General features: G+C 72.4%; 17 protein-coding genes and 1 tRNA gene. 10 read left to right on the top strand and 8 right to left on the bottom strand.

What is annotated here, in order from left to right; all coding sequences use genetic code 11:
• Positions 1 to 361: 361 nt before the first annotated feature.
• From AC3AGO_RS16980 to AC3AGO_RS16965, 4 genes are all read right to left on the bottom strand, one after another.
• Positions 362 to 446, bottom strand: a tRNA-Ser gene (locus AC3AGO_RS16980).
• Between the two features lie 10 nt (positions 447 to 456).
• Positions 457 to 993 (bottom strand): tRNA adenosine(34) deaminase TadA, encoded by a 537-nt coding sequence (tadA, locus tag AC3AGO_RS16975; protein WP_487821051.1) that lies wholly within the window; start codon positions 991 to 993, stop codon positions 457 to 459.
• A gap of 32 nt (positions 994 to 1,025) precedes the next feature.
• Complete coding sequence (locus AC3AGO_RS16970; RefSeq protein ID WP_487821050.1) at positions 1,026 to 1,592, bottom strand: tRNA adenosine deaminase-associated protein; 567 nt, start codon at positions 1,590 to 1,592, stop codon at positions 1,026 to 1,028.
• 185 nt (positions 1,593 to 1,777) lie between these two features.
• Positions 1,778 to 1,981 carry a hypothetical protein gene (locus AC3AGO_RS16965; RefSeq protein ID WP_487821049.1) on the bottom strand — a complete coding sequence of 68 codons (204 nt, stop codon included), beginning with the start codon at positions 1,979 to 1,981 and terminating at the stop codon, positions 1,778 to 1,780.
• A gap of 92 nt (positions 1,982 to 2,073) precedes the next feature.
• Between AC3AGO_RS16965 and upp the strand changes: the two genes are divergently transcribed.
• Positions 2,074 to 2,709 (top strand): uracil phosphoribosyltransferase, encoded by a 636-nt coding sequence (gene upp / locus AC3AGO_RS16960; RefSeq protein ID WP_487821048.1) that lies wholly within the window; start codon positions 2,074 to 2,076, stop codon positions 2,707 to 2,709.
• 114 nt (positions 2,710 to 2,823) lie between these two features.
• On the opposite strand, the gene AC3AGO_RS16955 is transcribed toward upp, so the two are convergent.
• From AC3AGO_RS16955 to AC3AGO_RS16945, 3 genes are all read right to left on the bottom strand, one after another.
• Positions 2,824 to 3,603 (bottom strand): LytR C-terminal domain-containing protein, encoded by a 780-nt coding sequence (locus AC3AGO_RS16955; RefSeq protein ID WP_487821047.1) that lies wholly within the window; start codon positions 3,601 to 3,603, stop codon positions 2,824 to 2,826.
• A gap of 133 nt (positions 3,604 to 3,736) precedes the next feature.
• Positions 3,737 to 4,045 carry a type II toxin-antitoxin system VapB family antitoxin gene (locus AC3AGO_RS16950; RefSeq protein ID WP_487821046.1) on the bottom strand — a complete coding sequence of 103 codons (309 nt, stop codon included), beginning with the start codon at positions 4,043 to 4,045 and terminating at the stop codon, positions 3,737 to 3,739.
• Between the two features lie 84 nt (positions 4,046 to 4,129).
• Positions 4,130 to 5,653 (bottom strand): M28 family metallopeptidase, encoded by a 1,524-nt coding sequence (locus tag AC3AGO_RS16945; RefSeq protein WP_487821045.1) that lies wholly within the window; start codon positions 5,651 to 5,653, stop codon positions 4,130 to 4,132.
• Positions 5,654 to 5,884: 231 nt separating this feature from the next.
• Here AC3AGO_RS16945 and AC3AGO_RS16940 point away from each other — a divergent pair, with 231 nt between their 5' ends.
• Positions 5,885 to 6,532 (top strand): PepSY domain-containing protein, encoded by a 648-nt coding sequence (locus tag AC3AGO_RS16940; RefSeq protein WP_487821044.1) that lies wholly within the window; start codon positions 5,885 to 5,887, stop codon positions 6,530 to 6,532.
• Positions 6,533 to 6,622: 90 nt separating this feature from the next.
• Here the strand turns inward: AC3AGO_RS16940 and AC3AGO_RS16935 are convergent, their stop codons facing one another.
• Positions 6,623 to 7,831 carry an acyltransferase family protein gene (locus AC3AGO_RS16935; protein ID WP_487821043.1) on the bottom strand — a complete coding sequence of 403 codons (1,209 nt, stop codon included), beginning with the start codon at positions 7,829 to 7,831 and terminating at the stop codon, positions 6,623 to 6,625.
• A gap of 348 nt (positions 7,832 to 8,179) precedes the next feature.
• On the opposite strand from AC3AGO_RS16935, the gene AC3AGO_RS16930 reads away from it, so the two are divergent.
• From AC3AGO_RS16930 to AC3AGO_RS16895, 8 genes are all read left to right on the top strand, one after another.
• Entirely contained in the window at positions 8,180 to 8,626 is a 447-nt protein-coding gene (locus AC3AGO_RS16930; RefSeq protein WP_487821042.1) for a BlaI/MecI/CopY family transcriptional regulator, read from the top strand.
• 3 nt (positions 8,627 to 8,629) lie between these two features.
• Positions 8,630 to 9,565 (top strand): M56 family metallopeptidase, encoded by a 936-nt coding sequence (locus tag AC3AGO_RS16925; protein WP_487821041.1) that lies wholly within the window; start codon positions 8,630 to 8,632, stop codon positions 9,563 to 9,565.
• Positions 9,566 to 9,737: 172 nt separating this feature from the next.
• Positions 9,738 to 9,821: a putative leader peptide gene (locus AC3AGO_RS16920; protein ID WP_487824687.1), complete on the top strand. Its 84-nt coding sequence runs from the start codon at positions 9,738 to 9,740 to the stop codon at positions 9,819 to 9,821.
• Between the two features lie 105 nt (positions 9,822 to 9,926).
• Positions 9,927 to 10,481 (top strand): NADPH-dependent FMN reductase, encoded by a 555-nt coding sequence (gene ssuE, locus AC3AGO_RS16915; RefSeq protein ID WP_487821040.1) that lies wholly within the window; start codon positions 9,927 to 9,929, stop codon positions 10,479 to 10,481.
• A 179-nt stretch (positions 10,482 to 10,660) separates the two neighbouring features.
• Positions 10,661 to 11,065 carry a (2Fe-2S) ferredoxin domain-containing protein gene (locus tag AC3AGO_RS16910; protein WP_487821039.1) on the top strand — a complete coding sequence of 135 codons (405 nt, stop codon included), beginning with the start codon at positions 10,661 to 10,663 and terminating at the stop codon, positions 11,063 to 11,065.
• Between the two features lie 344 nt (positions 11,066 to 11,409).
• On the top strand, positions 11,410 to 12,843 hold the full coding sequence (locus AC3AGO_RS16905) for an amidase (RefSeq protein WP_487821038.1): 1,434 nt from the start codon (positions 11,410 to 11,412) through the stop codon (positions 12,841 to 12,843).
• A 676-nt stretch (positions 12,844 to 13,519) separates the two neighbouring features.
• Complete coding sequence (locus tag AC3AGO_RS16900) at positions 13,520 to 14,011, top strand: hypothetical protein (RefSeq protein WP_487821037.1); 492 nt, start codon at positions 13,520 to 13,522, stop codon at positions 14,009 to 14,011.
• Positions 14,012 to 14,160: 149 nt separating this feature from the next.
• Positions 14,161 to 16,416: a terpene synthase family protein gene (locus AC3AGO_RS16895; RefSeq protein WP_487821036.1), complete on the top strand. Its 2,256-nt coding sequence runs from the start codon at positions 14,161 to 14,163 to the stop codon at positions 16,414 to 16,416.
• The last annotated feature ends 30 nt before the right edge of the window (positions 16,417 to 16,446 follow it).

The raw sequence follows: 16,446 nt of genomic DNA, 5'->3' as shown, positions 1-16,446 counted from the left end.
GAGCATGATCCCGGCCAACGGGACCAAAGCCCTCGGAATCAGGGCCCTTTGCCGCTGATCCGCTGCCCGCGGAACGCGCACCATGGAGACACAGTCCCTCGGGTCCTGGCAGGAATCCGGGGGCGTACGGCGGGACGCCCTGCGGGGTCCGGCACGCGCATCTCCCCCTCCCTGATCGCGGTGCGGACCGGCGTCCTGCCCCTCGGGGGAAGCGGCGTGTCCCCCCGGCCGCTTCCCCCGCACGTGTCCCTCTGTCCCACCCCGCGGCGGCCGGCTCCTCGGCGGAAGGCATTCCGCAACGGCGGCGGAGACAGAAACGGCGAAGGGCCGGACCCTCGGGTCCGGCCCTTCGCCGTAAGAGCGGTAGCGGTGGGATTTGAACCCACGGAGAGTTTCCCCTCACTCGCTTTCGAGGCGAGCTCCTTCGGCCGCTCGGACACGCTACCGAGAGGAACTCTAGCCAACAGGGGGCCGTCTGCCCAAATCGGCGTCCGGGTCCGGTCGTGCGGAGCGGAAGAAGTCGGTGAGCAGGTCCCCGCATTCCGGGGCGAGAACGGCATTGATGACTTCCGGCCGGTGGTTGAGCCGGCGGTCGCGTACGACGTCCCACAGCGATCCGGCCGCGCCCGCCTTCGGATCGGCCGCCCCGTAGACCACCCGGTCGAGCCGGGACAGCACGATCGCGCCCGCGCACATCGTGCAGGGCTCGAGGGTGACGAGGAGGGTGCAGCCGGAGAGCCGCCATTCGCCGCGGGCGCGGGCCGCCGCGCGGACGGCGACGACCTCGGCGTGGCCGGTCGGATCGCCGGTCGCCTCCCGCTCGTTGTGCCCGCGGCCCAGCACGGTGCCGTCCGGGCCGAGCACGACGGCCCCGACCGGTACGTCTCCGGTACGGGGTGCGAGGGCGGCCTCGGCGAGTGCTTCGCGCATGCCGGGCCGCCACGGGTCGCGTACAGGGTCGGCGGCCGGCGGGGCGGGGGTGGCATCGCTCATGGGAACAGTGTCCACCGCCCCGCCGCCGCGGATCAGCGCACCGCCTCCAGTACGTCCGGGCAGCCGAGCGCGTCGGCGACCTCGCTCAGCGCGTCCTGCGGGGTGAGCGAGAGCAGCGCCTTCTCCTCGAGGCCGAAGTCGGACAGGAGGTCCGCGGGGCCGATCGGGCCGGGAGGTGCCGTGTCGGCGCCGCCCGTCTCGGCCGCGGCCGAGACGCTCTCTTCGCCGTCCCCGTCATCGTCGCCGGACTGCTCCGGCTCACCGTCCTCGGTGCCGTCCAGGTCGGTGAGCTGGTCCAGTACGGACGGATCCTCGGGTTCCCGGCCCAGCAGTTCGTCGGAGAGCAGTATCTCCCCGTACGAACTGCGCATGGCGGCGGCCGCGTCGGAGACGAAGACGCGCGGGTCGTCCTCGCCGTCCACTCTCACGACGCCGAACCACTGACCCTCCTGCTCGATGCAGACCAGTACGGTCTCGTCCTCGGTCGCGGCCTCACGGGCCAGATCGGCCAGGTCGGCGAGGGTCTCCACATCGTCTAGCTCTGTGTCGCTCGCTTCCCACCCGTCTTCGGTGCGCGCGAGCAGTGCGGCGAAGTACACCGTGACTCTCCCACTGGTTTCGGATGTGCCCGGAGTTGCTGGCAGCGGCGAGGTACATGGAGGTGCATCGCCCCGCCCCCTCGGAATCGTGGCAGAAACCAGGGCTGTGCGAAGGGTCTTCGGCAGTGCGTCGTGCTGGTGTTTTCCCGGAACTCATCGGTGAGTTGGCCGACGGCGACGCTCGGTCACCAGCGAAAGGTGCGCATCCGCATCTGCTGCCGCATCCGTGCCGCCCGTGCGCGCCGCGGCTGGACGCGCTCGCGGAGCTCCTTCGCCTCGTTCAGCTCTCGGAGAAAGCGGGCTCTGCGGCGCAGCCGGTCGGGATCCGCGCGCTCCCGGCGTACGGCCTTCGACTCCCGTGTCCCGCTGGGCTGCTGAGGTTCGGACATTTGCACACCTCCCGGCGTACCGCCCACCTTCCCCCCAAACAGCAGGGGTACGCCAGTGCGACCCCGGGTGGCGTCTCGGCTACCGTCGAAGCATGCGGACCCACGTCGTCGACCACCCCCTGGTGGCGCACAAACTCACCACCCTGCGCGATGAGCGCACCGACTCCCCCACCTTCCGCCGGCTGGCGGACGAGCTGGTGACGCTTCTCGCGTACGAAGCGACCCGGGATGTGCGCACCGAGGAGGCCGCCATCCGTACGCCGGTCACCGGCACCACCGGTGTGCGGCTGCGGCATCCGCGCCCGCTGGTCGTGCCGATCATCCGGGCGGGTCTCGGCATGCTGGAGGGCATGACCCGGCTGCTGCCCACGGCGGAGGTCGGCTTCCTCGGCATGATGCGCGACGAGGAGACGCTGCAGGCCACGACGTACGCGAACCGGATGCCCGACGATCTGTCCGGGCGGCAGGTGTACGTACTCGACCCGATGCTGGCGACCGGCGGCACGCTCGTCGTGGCCATCCAGGAGATGATCCGGCGCGGCGCCGACGACGTGACGGCGATCTGTCTGCTGGCGGCGCCGGAGGGCGTCGAGGTGATGGAGCGCGAGCTGGCCGGCGCCCCGGTGACCGTGGTGACCGCCTCGATCGACGAGCGGCTCGACGAGAACGGCTTCATCGTGCCGGGGCTCGGCGACGCCGGCGACCGGATGTACGGGACGGCCGGCTGACGGCCCCCGCCCCGCTGTGACAGAGGCCGGCCCCGGAACGGGAATCCGTTCCGGGGCCGGCCTCTGTTCCGGTGCCGTCGCGCCTGTCGCGGTGCCGTCGGACCTGGCGCGGCGTCAGCAGGTGTGCGAGGGGCTGGGCTTGGGCTTCGGGGTGTGCGCCGGCTCCGGCTGGGGGTCGGTGAGGTTCTTCAAGGCCTTGTCGGCTTCCTTCTCCGGCGTGAGCTTCTTGGAGCCGTCGCCGATGACCAGGTCGATGTCCCCGCCCTTGCGCTGGTCGTAGCCGGTCTCGGCGCCCTTCATCTGGAGGCCGAGGACCCTCATGCGGTCGGTCGTCTGCTTGCCGGGGGTGCCGATCAGCATCCCGTTGGCGTTCGCCTTGGCCTTCTTCTTCAGCGCGGGGGAGGCGTTGTCGACCTTGCCGATGCGGAAGCCGCGCTTCTTCAGCTCGTCGGCCGTGGACTTGGCGAGGCCGCTCTTCGAGGTGGCGTTGTAGACGTTGACGGGGATCTCGTCCGGGTCGGGGAGATCGATGCCCTTGGGCTTCGGGCCCTTGCTCGCCTTCGGCTTCGCACGGTCCCCGGCCGGCTCGGCGTTCTTCCCGCCGGCCTTGTCGCCGTTCTTGCCGCCTGCCTTGGCCTCGCTCTTGGCGCTCTTGTCGCAGGCGGCGGCGCCGCGGGTGCCGCTGCCCGACGCGCTGGCCTTCTCGCTGCCCGAGAAGACGTCGATGAGCTGCAACGTGCCCCAGCCGAGCACGGTCAGGGCCACGATGGCCGCAACGGAGGCGAGGACCACCCGGCCGCGACTGCGGCGGCGGCCCGCATAGCCGTAGTGGTCGCCCTTGAGGCGGTACTTGCCGTACCTGCCGCCCATGCCGGGTGGAGTGAGCATGCTCATGAGCGCAGCGTAATGCCGGGACAGCACTATGCCTACAAGCTGATCGGCCAGGAGGGGGTGCCCCCACCGGACGGCGCAACAGGCCGTGCGGCCGCGACGGCTGAGCCCCCGTCAGCCGGGGGCCCGGCCGCGGTCAGGCGACGGGGGCGTCGAGCTCCAGGACGCGGGCGTGCAGCACCTGGCGCTGCTGCAGGGCGGCCCGGACGGCGCGGTGCAGGCCGTCCTCCAGATAGAGGTCGCCCTGCCATTTCACGACGTGCGCGAACAGGTCGCCGTAGAACGTCGAGTCCTCCGCGAGGAGGGTCTCGAGGTCGAGCTGGCCCTTGGTGGTGACCAGTTGGTCAAGGCGCACCGGGCGTGGGGCGACATCCGCCCACTGGCGGGTGCTCTCCCGGCCGTGGTCGGGGTACGGCCGCCCGTTTCCGATTCGCTTGAAGATCACACGGAAAGCCTACCGGGCCGGTGCCACCGAGCGCAGCCTCCTGGCGCGCTCGGTGACACCCGGCGGGGGTCCGTATCCCCTCTGTTACGGGAGAGTGCGGGTGTCCCAGGCGTACCGCCCGACCGAGTCGGCGATCGTCTTGATGTTGACGTCGAACGCCTTCTTGTCGATGTTGCGGAGATCGTCGCAGCTCTGGTGGTAGCAGCTGTCGTACGCCTTGCCCGCCGTGCCGCCCCACAGCTTCTGCTGCTCGGCCGTCTTCAGGCCCTCGGCGCCGGTGAAGGTGCCGCCTGCGGGAATGCCGGTCTCGATGAACGGGCCGTAGTCGGAGCGTCCGTCGAAATCGGTGCCGCGCGGGGTCTCGCCGCGGGAGGTGAGGAAGGAGTTGATGCGGGCCTCGAGTTCGGCGGAGCCCTCGGGTCCTGGGCCCGCGCCCGTGCCGTCGGAGTCGTCTCCGTCGTAGACGAACAGGCCGTAGTTCGGTGAGGCGATCATGTCGAAGTTGAGGTAGAGAGCGATCTTTTCGCGTTCGCTCGCACTCAGCTTCTCTACGTAGTGCGTCGAGCCCTGGAGGCCGAGTTCCTCAGCAGACCAGAGGGCGAACCGCACCTTGTTCGGCGGTTGCTGACCGCTCTGCTGTGCCCGGGCGAGCTGGAGGGCGGTCTCCAGGATGCCCGCGGCGCCGGAGCCGTTGTCGTTGATGCCGGGGCCCTCGGCGACCGAGTCGAGGTGGGCGCCGAACATCACGGTGTCGCCCTTGGCGCCGCCCCTGGTCTCGGCGATCACGTTCGGGGTGGTGCGCTGCTCCTGGAACTCGCGGAGTTCGAGGTTCACCGTGACCGTGCCCTTGGCCGCGTCGGCCGCCAGGGCCTCGCCGGCCGCCTGGGTCACGCCGCCGGTGGGGATACGGGCCGCGGACGCCTCGCCGAGGGTGCCGTTCAGTTCGCCCTCGGTGTTGTTGTAGATCACCGCGCCGACTGCGCCGGCCTCGGCCGCCGCTGCCTGCTTCTCGGCGAATGGGCAGGCGCCGCGCTTGATGAGCGCGATCTTCCCCTCGTAGCCGCCCGCCGCGTAGTCGGAGGCCGTGCAGCCGCTGCTGCCGTCCTCGTCCACGGGGACCGGGGCGACGGCCGCCTCGATGCCGCCCACCGGGGTGCTCTTGGTGTACGTCATCAGCTTGACCGGCACGTCCCGCGGCGAGGGGGAGGTGACGGCCAGCTTCTCGGCGAGCGTCTCGCGGTAGGTGAAGTCGAAGTTCTGGTACGTGACCTTGTAGCCCGCGGCCCTGAGCAGTTCGCCGGCGTACTTCGCCGACTTGTCGTGACCGGGGCTGCCGGCCGCCCGGTTGCCGTCGTTGGCCTTGGCTATCGCCTGGAACATCTGGAGGTGCCGCTGGGCCTGCTGGCCGCTGCTGCGCTTCACCAGTTCGCGGGCGAGCTTCTCGCCCTGCCTGCCCGGGTCGGGGGCGCGTTCGCCCGCGAGCGAGGGGGAGGCGGAGGCGGCCAGCAGCAGGGGTGCGGCGAGGGCGCCGGCGGCGAGCACGGCGAGGGTGCGCCGCGGTCTGCGGTGGTGTGCCGGTGTTCCGGATCTTCGGATCGGTGCGTCCACGGTCGGGTCCTTACCTACGGGTGTGTGGCGGACTGCGCTGTGCGGCGTGGGGGGCACCGGCCCGGCGGGCCCGGGGTCCGGGGGCCAGGGGCTCCGGAAGTCTCCGTACGGACGCGGTGAAAGGGAACGTAGCGGCAAGGGGCCTCACGGGGAACCAAAGCGGCTGAAGTTGGCGGATGTTCGCCGTTGTCCTCCCCGGGCTTCCGGGAGTTAGTGGATAGAAAGGTGCGTATGCGACGAAACAGAAGAACTCTCGCGGTGGCCGGGATCGCCGGTCTCCTGCTGGGCGCGGCCCTCGCCGGCTGCTCCGACTCCGGATCCGAGGAGGGGCCGGGCTCGTCCGGCACCTCCTCGGCGCCCTCCAAGTCCGCGTCCCCGTCGGCCTCCTCGACCTCCCCGTCCTCCGTCGAGACGCCCGCCTCCGTACGGAACGGCATCCGGGCGCTGAAGACGGCGGAGGACGCGGTCTCCGGCAGCAAGGCCTACGACATCGAGCACGACGACGCGGGCCAGCGCGACTGGGAGGTGAAGCTGGCGGGCAAGGACGGTAAGCAGCACGAGGTACGGGTCTCGGACAGTGGCGGCAAGGTCGACGACAAGTGGGTGAAGAACGGCCGGGACGACGACGCGGCCAAGCTCAAGGGCACGAAGGTGACGCTGGCGGACGCCGTACGGAAGGCGTCCGAGCGGCAGCGCGGCGAGGAGCTGATGTCGGCCGAGATCGACCGGAACCGGGAGGGCACCACCGTCTGGCAGGTGCACACGATGAACCCGGCGAGCGCGAGCCCGGACGCCGGCGGGGACAGCGACGCGGCGGAGACCGAGACGGTGCTGGACGCCGGCACGGGGAAGATTCTGAGCGAGCGCCCGGACGACTGAGGACACGTGTACGGAAGGGGCCCGGCCCGCAGCCGGTGTGAAGGCGACTGCGGGCCGGGCCCCTTGCTGTCCGGGGGAGTTGAGGGGGCGTCAGCCCTTGCGGTGGCGGCTGCGCGCCGCGGCTGCGGGGTCCTGGCGGAAGGCCCAGGGCATCTTGGGCTCCATGGCCCACCGGAAGACCCGCTGGACGGGCGGTGTGCACAGCGCCGTGATGAGGGCCGCGGCGAACACGGTGATGACGACGGCGCCCCACGGGGTCTGCGTCCAGTCCGCCTCGTACCAGTCCCAGAAGCGGGAGCCCTTGGCGAGGAAGCCGTGCAGCAGGTAGCCGTACAGGGTGCCGGCGCCCAGTGCGGTGCACCACATGTGGCGGCGCGGGACCCAGGCGAGGAAGCAGGCCGTGAGCACCATCGAGCAGCCGAACATGGCGAAGGTCATCACGATGCCGACGTACCAGGGCACGCCCATGTCCTGTGCGGCGTCCCGGTGGTAGAACCAGGCGGCATTCATCCGCTCGACGGCCCAGTACGAGAAGACCAGCGCGACAGCCAGCACCGGCAGGGCCGCCATCCGGGCCTTACGGGTGCGGACGAGGTCGAAGTGGGCGGGCCTGAGGTTCAGGCCGATGACGAAGAACGGCAGGAACTGCAGCACCCGTTGGAGGTCGAGGTCGTTGCCGATCTCCGGTGAGACCGCGGCGAGCGCGGCGATGACCAGGGACAGCGTCACCGGCCAGCGCACGAGCTTCCACACCGGCGTGGTCAGCCGCCAGACGAACAGCGCGATGAGGAACCACGTCAGATACCAGGGGTCCAGCAGGCTGATGGGGTGCCCCGGGTCGTCGTCCGCCCACCGCTTGAAGAGCGAGTACGCCACCTCGAACAGCACGTACGGCACGGCCACGCCGGTGAGCAGCCGCTTCAGCTGCTCGGGCTTCCCCTGGAAACTCCGGGACATGTAGCCGGAGATGACCATGAAGGCCGGCATGTGGAAGGTGTAGACGAAGAGATAGAGGGCGCCCGCGGCGCGCGAGCCGTCGCGCAGCGGCTCCCAGGAGTGGCCGAGCGCGACGAGCACGATCGCCAGGTACTTCGCGTTGTCGAAGAACGGGTCGCGCTGCTTGGGGCGCGACTTCGCCGGGGCGGGTCCGGTGGCCGCGGGGGCCTGGTCACCGGTGCCGGACGGGGGTGTGTCCACCGCCACGGCCGAGAGCTTCATGGTCTGTTCGGCGGCGTCCGCGGGGGCTGCGGGGTGGGCCGGGGGGAGCGGGGAACTCCGTTGGCGCAGACTGTTGGTCACCGGCCCTCCGAGCGGGAACGGTCGTGACGTACGGGATGACCTGGGCGCGGAGCGACGGGGAGCGGGGGGAACATCGACAGCACTGTAGTAGTCGGCACAAGGAGCGTAAATCCCCCGCGCCGGTCGGCATACCGCGCGGTAGCCGGAACAGAGTACGCGGTCTGCTGACTGCCAAGTCAGGGGGGTGGCCTGCGAGTTCGCTCCGGAATGGGTGATTCCGACGGGGTTGGCGCAGAGTGATCCCACCTCCGCGGCGAAAGGCCCGGGGTGGATCGCGGCGCGTCTCTCAGTAGGATGCGAAGCCGCCCCGGCCACCCCGGGGCGGCTTCCGTGCGGAAAGGGGCCGGAATGGCGGTCGGTGACGCGAAGGCCGAGGGCGGCGGAGTGCGCCGTCGGCGGGCCCGCAAGCGTGGCCAGGGCGAGTTGGAGGCCCGGGTGCTGTCCGTGCTGCGCACGGCCCCGGAGCCGGTGAACGCCGCCTGGGTGCAGCAGCGGATCGGAGAGGGCCTGGCCTATACGACCGTGGTCACGATCCTGGGCCGGCTGCACGAGAAGGAGATCGTGCACCGCACCCGGTCCGGGCGGGCCTACGTCTGGTCGCCCGCGGCCGACGAGGCGGGCATCGCCGCGCTGCGCATGCGGAAGGTCCTCGACAGCGAGACCGACCGGGACGCGGTGCTGGCCAGCTTTGTCTCCTCGCTCTCCGAGCAGGACGAGCGGCTGATGCGCGATCTGCTGCGGGACGCCGGAGCCGCGGAGCACACGGGGGACGCCGACGGGAACGCCGGTGCCTGAGTCATGGGCGTGTTCGTCTTCCTGCCGCTCGTTCTGCCGCTGAGCGCGCTGCCGATAGCCCGCCTCGCCGAACAGCACCTGCATCCGCGCAGCGTCACCCGCCTGCTGACGGCGCTCGGCTGTGTCCTCGCGCTGTGCAGCACGCTCTGTCTCGGCCTGCTGATGGTCGTCGGTACGGCCCAGCTGCCCGGCAACCCGCTGCCCGACGCCTGGTCCGACCCGGAGGTGCGGGCCATGGTCCCGGTCCCCGACGTCACCGGGTCCGCCGCGATCGCCGCGCTGGTGGCGGTCGTCGGCGCCTGCGCCGCGACGGTGCGCCGCCACTACCGGGTACGGACGCGCGCCCGGCGCGCCCTGGCCGGAGTCGACACCGATCCCGCCGTGCTGCCGGACGACGAGCCGTACGCGTACGCGCTGCCCGAACGTGGCGGCACCGGGCGGGTCGTGGTCTCCAGCGGGATGCTGGCCGGTCTCGGCCCGGCCGAACGGGACGCGCTGCTGGCCCATGAGCGGGCCCATCTGGCCGCCCGCCACCACCGGTTCCTGCTGGCCGTACGGCTGGCCGGGTGCGCCAATCCGCTGCTGCGGCCGCTGCGTTCGGCCGTCGGCTACGGCGCGGAGCGCTGGGCCGACGAGGAGGCCGCGGGCGCCGTCGGCGACCGGAAGGCCACCGCGCGGGCCGTCGCCAAGGCGGCACTGGTGTCCCGCACGTCGGGGGTGCTGCCGGAGCTCGCCGGGTTCGCCGCGGTGGGCCCCGTGCCGCGGCGGGTCGCCGCGCTGCTCGGGCCCGTACCGCCCGCGCGCAGCTGGCCGCCGGCCGCCAGCCCGGCGGGGCTCGCCGCGATGATTGCCGCGGCCGGCACCACCGCCTCGGCGGTCTCCTCCGTGAACGCGACCGCGGCGCTCTTCCTGGTCCTGAAGGCCGTCACCCCGCTCTGACGGCGCCCCCGGACACCGCCCCGCGCGGGGTCCGGGGCGGTCGGGGCGGTCTCGACGGGACGGTGCGGCGCCGATACAGTCGCTGCGTGGCACTCACACGCATCGACTGGAGTGCCGTACCCGGCAGGGGAATTGCCCCCCGGGAGGCCGAGGGCCGGGGAGGTGACGCGGCATGAACGTACGACAGGCGCTCACGCAGCGGCGTCACGTCGACCTCGTGCGGGTCTCCAGCGCGCTCTGTCAGCGCACCGGCTGAGGAGAGCCCCGCCCCGTCGCGCCCACGGGCGCCTTACGGACCGCAGGGACCGCTCTCCGCGACACGAGCGCACTGTTCCACGCCCTCACCGGAGGAGAATTCCGCATGGCCACCGTCCTGTCCGTTTCCGGCAGTCCGTCCCCCACCTCCCGCACCGCGCGCCTGCTGCGCCACCTCGACGACCGGCTCGCGGCGCAGGGCCACGACGTCGTCCCGTTCGACGTCCGTACGCTCCCCGCCGAGGCGCTGCTGGGCGCCGACTTCGGGCATCCGGCGATAGTCGAGGCGACGGAGCTGTTCCGGCAGGCCGACGGCGTGGTGGTCGGCACTCCCGTCTACAAGGCCGCGTACTCCGGCCTGTTGAAGTCCCTGCTCGACCTGCTGCCGCAGTACGCGCTGACCGGCAAGACGGTGCTGCCGCTGGCCACCGGCGGCAGCACCGCGCACGTGCTGGCCATCGACTACGCGCTGCGGCCCGTGCTGTCGTCGATGGGCGCCGCGCACATCACGCAGGGCTGGTTCGTGCTGGACAAGGAGATCAGCACGGCGGACGACGGCTCGGTGTCGGTGGCGCCCGGCGCGCGCGAGGCGCTCGGGCAGGTCGTCGACCAGTTCGCGCTGGCGCTCGGCGGGGCGCCGCTGCTCGCCGCGACCGGCTGAGGCGCGAGGGCCGGCGTGCGCCGGCCGATCCGCGAAGGCCCGCTCCCGGCCGATCCGCGCGGGGCGGTACGTCCGAAGACCCGCTCCGGACCGGCCCGTTGCGGGCCGAAGCACCGCCCCGGCCCGGCCCGTCGCGGCCGGGCCCCGGGGTGTGCGCGGCCCCGGATAGGGTCGAACACATGACTCCCACCCCTTCCTTCCGGCCCACGGCTGCCCGGAACCGGCCGTGCACGCTCGTGGTGTGCCGGGGATGCTGCTGCGGCAATCCGCGCAAGCACCCGGGAACGGACCACGCCTGGCAGCTCGACCGGTTCCACGCCGCGGCGGACGCGTCGGGCGGCCGGTTCGCCGTCCGTACGAGCGACTGCCTCGGCGTGTGCGAGCAGGCCAACATCGTCGTGGTGCAGCCCTCGGGCGAGGGACGGCGGCGGGGCGGGAAGTCGGCCTGGATCGGCTGGGCGATGGGCGACGACTGCACGGACGACCTGATCGCCTGGGCCGAGGCCGGCGGCCCCGGCATCGCCGCGCCCCCGGACGCGCTGGAACTCCAACTGGTACGCGCCCCGCGCGGCGCGACCCGCTGAGTCGCGGGCGCGGGGAACGGCGCAAATAGGGGCGCGGGGAACTGCGCGGAGCCGGCCACGACGGAACCGCAGCCGTCCGGCATCGGCAACGGCCCACACGAGGCGGGGCGCTGAGCCGCGTCGACGGCTGAGTCGCGGGCGTGGGGAACGGTGCAAATAGGGGCGCGGGGAACTGCGCGGAGCCGGCCACGACGGAACCGCAGCCGCCCGGCATCGGCAACGGCCCACACGAGGCGGTGCGCCGATCCGCCGGGGCCCCGCGCGGCCCGTTGATCCGCCGGGGTGCGGGCAACTAACCTCTGCTGACTGTTCGTTCGAACGAACACTGACTCGGAGGGATGTTCGTGGCCGCACAGCCCGCGCAGCCGGTGGAGCCGGGAGAGCCGACGCGATACAGCCCCGGGCTCGCCGAGTCCGTCCGCGCGCTGGACGAGGGGCGGACGACGTCCGTCGCGCTCGTACGGGACGCGCTGCGGCGGATCGCCGCCACCCAGGACACGGTGAACGCCTTCCGCTGCGTACGGGAGGAGGCCGCGCTCGCGGAGGCCGAGGCGGCCGACCGGGCCCGCGCGGACGGCCGGACCGGCGAACGCCCGCTGCTGGGCGTGCCGTTGGCGGTCAAGGACGACACCGACGTGGCGGGCCTGCCGACCCTGTTCGGCTGCCGCGGGGAGCTGCCGCCCGCTTCGCAGGACGCCGAGGCCGTACGGCGGCTGCGCGCCGCGGGGGCGGTGATCGTCGGCAAGACAAACTCGTGCGAGCTGGGCCAGTGGCCGTTCACCGAGGGCCCCGCCTTCGGCGCCACCCGCAATCCGTGGAACACCGGTCACACGCCGGGCGGTTCGTCCGGCGGCTCCGCCGCGGCCGTCGCCGCGGGGCTCGTTCCGGCGGCGCTCGGCTCGGACGGCGCGGGCTCCGTACGGATCCCCGCCGCGTGGACGCACCTCGTCGGCATCAAGCCGCAGCGTGGCCGGATCTCCACCCATCCGTACCCGGAGACCTTCAACGGCCTCACCGTGAACGGGCCGTTGGCGCGCACCGTCCGGGACGCGGCACTGCTGCTGGACCTGGCGGCCGGCCAGCACGCGACGGATCTGCACCGGCCCGCGCCCGTACGGACGCTCGACGCGGCGGACCGCGACCCGGGGCGGCTGCGCATCGCCCTCGCGTGGCGGCCGCCGCTGACGGCCACGCCCGTACGGCTCGACCCCGGTGTGCGCGGCGCCGTCAACGGCATCGCCGAGACGCTGGCCCGGCTCGGGCACCGGGTCGAGGAGGCCAGGCCCGCGTACGGGCTGATCGGCCTCGGGTTCGTACCGCGGGCCACGGCGGGCATCGCCGAATGTGCCGCCCGCTACCCGGACCCCGCCCTCTTCGACGCCCGCACCCGCGGAGCGGTCCGTACGGGCACCCGTCTCGGCGGCCGCGTGCTGCGTGCGGCCCGCGCCCGTGAGACGCACCAGCACCGCCGGATCGGTGCGCTCTTCGAGAAGTACGACGTGCTGCTCACGCCGACGACGGCCCAACCCGCGCCGCGGGTCGGCCACTTCGACGGGCTGGGCGGGATGCGGACGGACTTCGCGATGACGGAGGCGTGCCCGTATGCCTGGCCGTGGAACGTGCTGGGGTGGCCCGGGGTGAACGTCCCTGCGGGGTTCGCCCCTGGGGGGCTTCCCGTGGGGGCCCAACTCCTTGGCCCGGAGGGGGCGGAGGAGGGGCTCGTCTCTCTCGCGGCGCAACTGGAGTCGGAGCTGCGGTGGGACGAGCGGCGGCCCTGACGTTTTTCGCGCGCAGCGCGAGGGGGCGCAGCCCCGGTTTTTCCGCGCGGAGCGCGGTGGGGGCGCAGCCCCCGGCTCTTCCGCGCGGAGCGCGGCGGGGTCCGGGGCGGGGCCCCTGGTCTTCCTCCCGCGCCCCCGCGCGGGGCGGTGCCTCCGTGCACCGGATGGCGGGGTGCAGGGGCGGAGCCCCGCGTTCTTTCCGCGCGGAGCGCGGTGGGGTCCGGGGCGAAGCCCCGGTTACCCTCGCCCCCCCGTGGGCAGGGCGTAGCCCCCCGTTTCGCGCGGAGCGCGGGTGGGGGCCGGGGCGGCTGCCCCGGAAGAAACGGGTAGGGGCGGGTCTGGGGCCAACCCCTCATGGGGGCGCGTGCGTTGGGTGCGGGCGGGACAGACCTCGCGGGTGCGGTTCGGTGTGCCCACCCGTTCCGCCCCTTGGGCGGACCAGCTGCCCACACCTCGGAGGTGTGCCCGCCCCGTGCGGTGGGGCCGCACATCCGGCGCAGCCGCCCCCAAGGGCGGACCCGCTGCCCACGCCGGGCAGGGGTGCCCGCGCCGTCTACGGCGGGCCCCGTACTCCGGCGGATACAGGGGCCGGCGGGCCTACATCTCGTGGTGGGGACGCTCGTCAACGGCGGGGGCCGTGCCGTACGTTCGCAGGAGCCGGACCGCAGGGGGCGTGATGTTCTACGAACGGCAGCGGCTGCCGCGTGCGCTGGATCTCACCGCGATGGTGGGCAGCATGGTGGGCGTGGCCTTCTGCGTGTGGATCGGGGAGACCCGTACGTACGAGCCGTCCTGGGCGGGGCTCGCCGTGGCGAGCGCCGTGCTGCTGGTGCTCGGCTTCGGCATGGAGATGCGGGTCCGGGTGCGGAACGGGGCCGTCGTGCTGATGCTGACGCCGGTGTACCGCAAGGTGCTGCCCGTGGCCGCGATCAGCGGCGCGTGCGCGTCGGAGGTGCACACCTTCCGCAGGAGCGGCGGGCGCGGGCTGCGCTCGGCGGGGCCCGGCCGCAGAGTGCTGATGGTGCACGCGGGGACGTGCGTCGAGCTGACCACCGCGTACGGCGGCACGTATCTGATCGGGACGTCCCGGCCCGGTGAACTGCTGTCCACGCTAGAGGACTTGGGCGTGTCCGTACGGGCCGCTAAGGCGCCCGCGGTGAGCGGCTGAGTTCCCGGAACGGGCCCGCCGCTTCTCAGTTCATCCTTTCGTGTGAGCGGTGGGTTCGGCCGGATGTTCGCCGGTCCGTGGGGTAGAGCTGGGGGCGACCGGGCGCCTGGTATGCGTGCCGGGAGTATCGAGGAGAGACCGGGGAGCCCGTGTCACAGCCGTTTGAACTGCCCGACTTCTACACGCCGTATCCCGCACGGCTCAATCCCCATCTGGAGGGGGCGCGGGCGCATTCGAAGGAGTGGGCCCGCGAGATGGGCATGCTCGAAGGGTCGGGGGTGTGGGACGAGGCCGACCTCGACGCCCACGACTACGCGCTGCTCTGCGCGTACACCCACCCCGACGCGTCGGGACCCGACCTGTCGCTGATCACCGACTGGTATGTGTGGGTCTTCTTCTTCGACGACCACTTCCTGGAGCTCTTCAAGCGCACCCTGGACCGGGACGGCGGCAAGGCCTATCTGGACCGGCTGCCGCAGTTCATGCCACTCGACCCGGCGGAGGGAACTCCCGAGCCGGTCAACCCTGTCGAGGCCGGGCTGGCCGAGCTGTGGGCGCGTACGGTGCCGGCGATGACGGTCGGCTGGCGGGCGCGCTTCAAGGAGAGCACCGAGGCGCTGCTGTACGAGTCGCTGTGGGAGCTGTCCAACATCGACGCGCACCGCGTCTCCAACCCCGTCGAGTACATCGAGATGCGCCGCAAGGTCGGCGGGGCGCCGTGGTCCGCGGGGCTCGTGGAGTATTCGGAGCGGGCCGAAGTGCCGGACAGGGTCGCGCGGTCGCGGCCGCTGCTGGTCCTGCGGGACAGCTTCTCGGACGCGGTGCACCTGCGGAACGACCTGTTCTCGTACCAGAAGGAGGTCGAGGACGAGGGCGAGCTGAGCAACGGCGTGCTCGTCCTGGAGACCTTCCTGGAGTGCTCCACGCAGGAGGCGGCCGACGCGGTCAACGACCTGACGACGTCCCGCCTCCAGCAGTTCGAGAACACCGCGCTGACGGAACTCACCCCGCTGTTCGCGGAGTTCGGGCTCGGCCCGGACGAGAGCGCGGCGGTGCTGAAGTATGTGAAGGGGCTGCAGGACTGGCAGGCCGGCGGCCTGGAGTGGCATCTGCAGTCCAACCGCTACCAGAACGGCTTCGCCGCCCGGTCCGTGCCGTCCGCGGCCGTGCCGGGGACGCCGCTGTTCGGCCTGGGCGCGGCGCTGGGCACGTCCGCGGCGAACGTCCAACTGACCACGGGCCGCGCCGAGTCGGCCCGCGCCCGTACGCACACGCATGTTCCGCATCGGCACGTGGGCCCGTCGCGGATGCCGGACGTGGACTTCCCGTTCGCCGAGCGGTTCAGCCCGCATCTGGAGAGCGCCCGGCGGAACGTCGTCGAGTGGGCGCACCGGATGGGCATCCTCCAGCCGCAGCCCGGCCTGCCGCACTCCGGGGTGTGGACCGAGGCGAAGCTCGTCGACTACGACCTGCCGCTGTGCGCCGCGGGCATCCATCCGGAGGCGGACGCCGACGCGTTGGACATCACGTCGCAGTGGCTGGCGTGGGGGACGTACGGCGACGACTACTACCCCGTCGTGTTCGGCAGGCCGCGGGATCTCGCCGGGGCGAAGGCCTGCACGGAGCGGCTGAAGCTGTGCATGCCGGTCGAGGATCCGGCGGCGGCGCCCGAGCCGGTCAACGCGCTGGAGCGGTCACTGGCCGACCTGTGGTGCCGCACGGCGGGCCCGATGCCCCTGGCGTCGCGCGAGACGTTCCGCGCGGCCATCGTCGTCATGCTGGACAGCTGGCTGTGGGAGCTCAACAACCAGGCGCAGAACCGCGTTCCGGACCCCGTCGACTACATCGAGATGCGGCGCCTCACCTTCGGTTCGTCGCTCACGTTCAGCCTGTCCCGGCTGGCGCTGGGCGACGCGATCCCGTCGGAGGTGTACCGCAGCGGCCCCGTGCAGGCGCTGGAGAACGCCGCCACGGACTACGCCTGCCTGCTCAACGACGTCTTCTCGTACCAGAAGGAGGTCGAGTTCGAGGGGGAGGTGCACAACTGCGTGCTGGTCGTGCAGAACTTCTTCGACGTCGACTATCCGGCGGGTCTCGCCATCACGGGCGATCTGATGAACTCGCGGATGGCCCAGTTCCGGCACGTCATCGACCACGAACTGCCGGTGCTGATCCGGGAGGAGAAGCTCGGCGACGAGGTGAGGGCCGCGCTCGGCACGTACGTACGGGACCTGGAGTACTGGATCGCCGGCATCGCCACCTGGCACCGGGACTGCCACCGCTACAAGGAGTCCGACTGCCTCCGGCACAACTCCGTCCCTGAGCTCCCCGCCCAGTCCGGCGCCCCGCTCCGTCCGACGGGCCTCGGCACCTCGGCGGCCCGGCTGGCCGAAGCCCTCACGTAGACCGACGGCCGCGGGCGCGGGGCACGCCTC

This window comes from Streptomyces sp. BL1, from assembly GCF_057628045.1.
The sequence above is the reverse complement of the archived record's forward strand: the minus strand, read 5'-3'. Positions and strand labels throughout refer to the sequence as shown.

Excerpts from the sequence above, each read along its gene's own strand:
- AC3AGO_RS16900 (WP_487821037.1), top strand. The coding sequence starts at position 13,520 with ATGTTCTACGAACGGCAGCGGCTGCCGCGTGCGCTGGATCTCACCGCG.
- upp (WP_487821048.1), top strand. The coding sequence starts at position 2,074 with ATGCGGACCCACGTCGTCGACCACCCCCTGGTGGCGCACAAACTCACC.
- tadA (WP_487821051.1), bottom strand. The coding sequence starts at position 993 with ATGAGCGATGCCACCCCCGCCCCGCCGGCCGCCGACCCTGTACGCGAC.
- AC3AGO_RS16930 (WP_487821042.1), top strand. The coding sequence starts at position 8,180 with ATGGCGGTCGGTGACGCGAAGGCCGAGGGCGGCGGAGTGCGCCGTCGG.
- AC3AGO_RS16925 (WP_487821041.1), top strand. The coding sequence starts at position 8,630 with ATGGGCGTGTTCGTCTTCCTGCCGCTCGTTCTGCCGCTGAGCGCGCTG.
- AC3AGO_RS16955 (WP_487821047.1), bottom strand. The coding sequence starts at position 3,603 with ATGAGCATGCTCACTCCACCCGGCATGGGCGGCAGGTACGGCAAGTAC.
- AC3AGO_RS16940 (WP_487821044.1), top strand. The coding sequence starts at position 5,885 with ATGCGACGAAACAGAAGAACTCTCGCGGTGGCCGGGATCGCCGGTCTC.
- AC3AGO_RS16920 (WP_487824687.1), top strand. The coding sequence starts at position 9,738 with ATGAACGTACGACAGGCGCTCACGCAGCGGCGTCACGTCGACCTCGTG.
- ssuE (WP_487821040.1), top strand. The coding sequence starts at position 9,927 with ATGGCCACCGTCCTGTCCGTTTCCGGCAGTCCGTCCCCCACCTCCCGC.
- AC3AGO_RS16965 (WP_487821049.1), bottom strand. The coding sequence starts at position 1,981 with ATGTCCGAACCTCAGCAGCCCAGCGGGACACGGGAGTCGAAGGCCGTA.
- AC3AGO_RS16910 (WP_487821039.1), top strand. The coding sequence starts at position 10,661 with ATGACTCCCACCCCTTCCTTCCGGCCCACGGCTGCCCGGAACCGGCCG.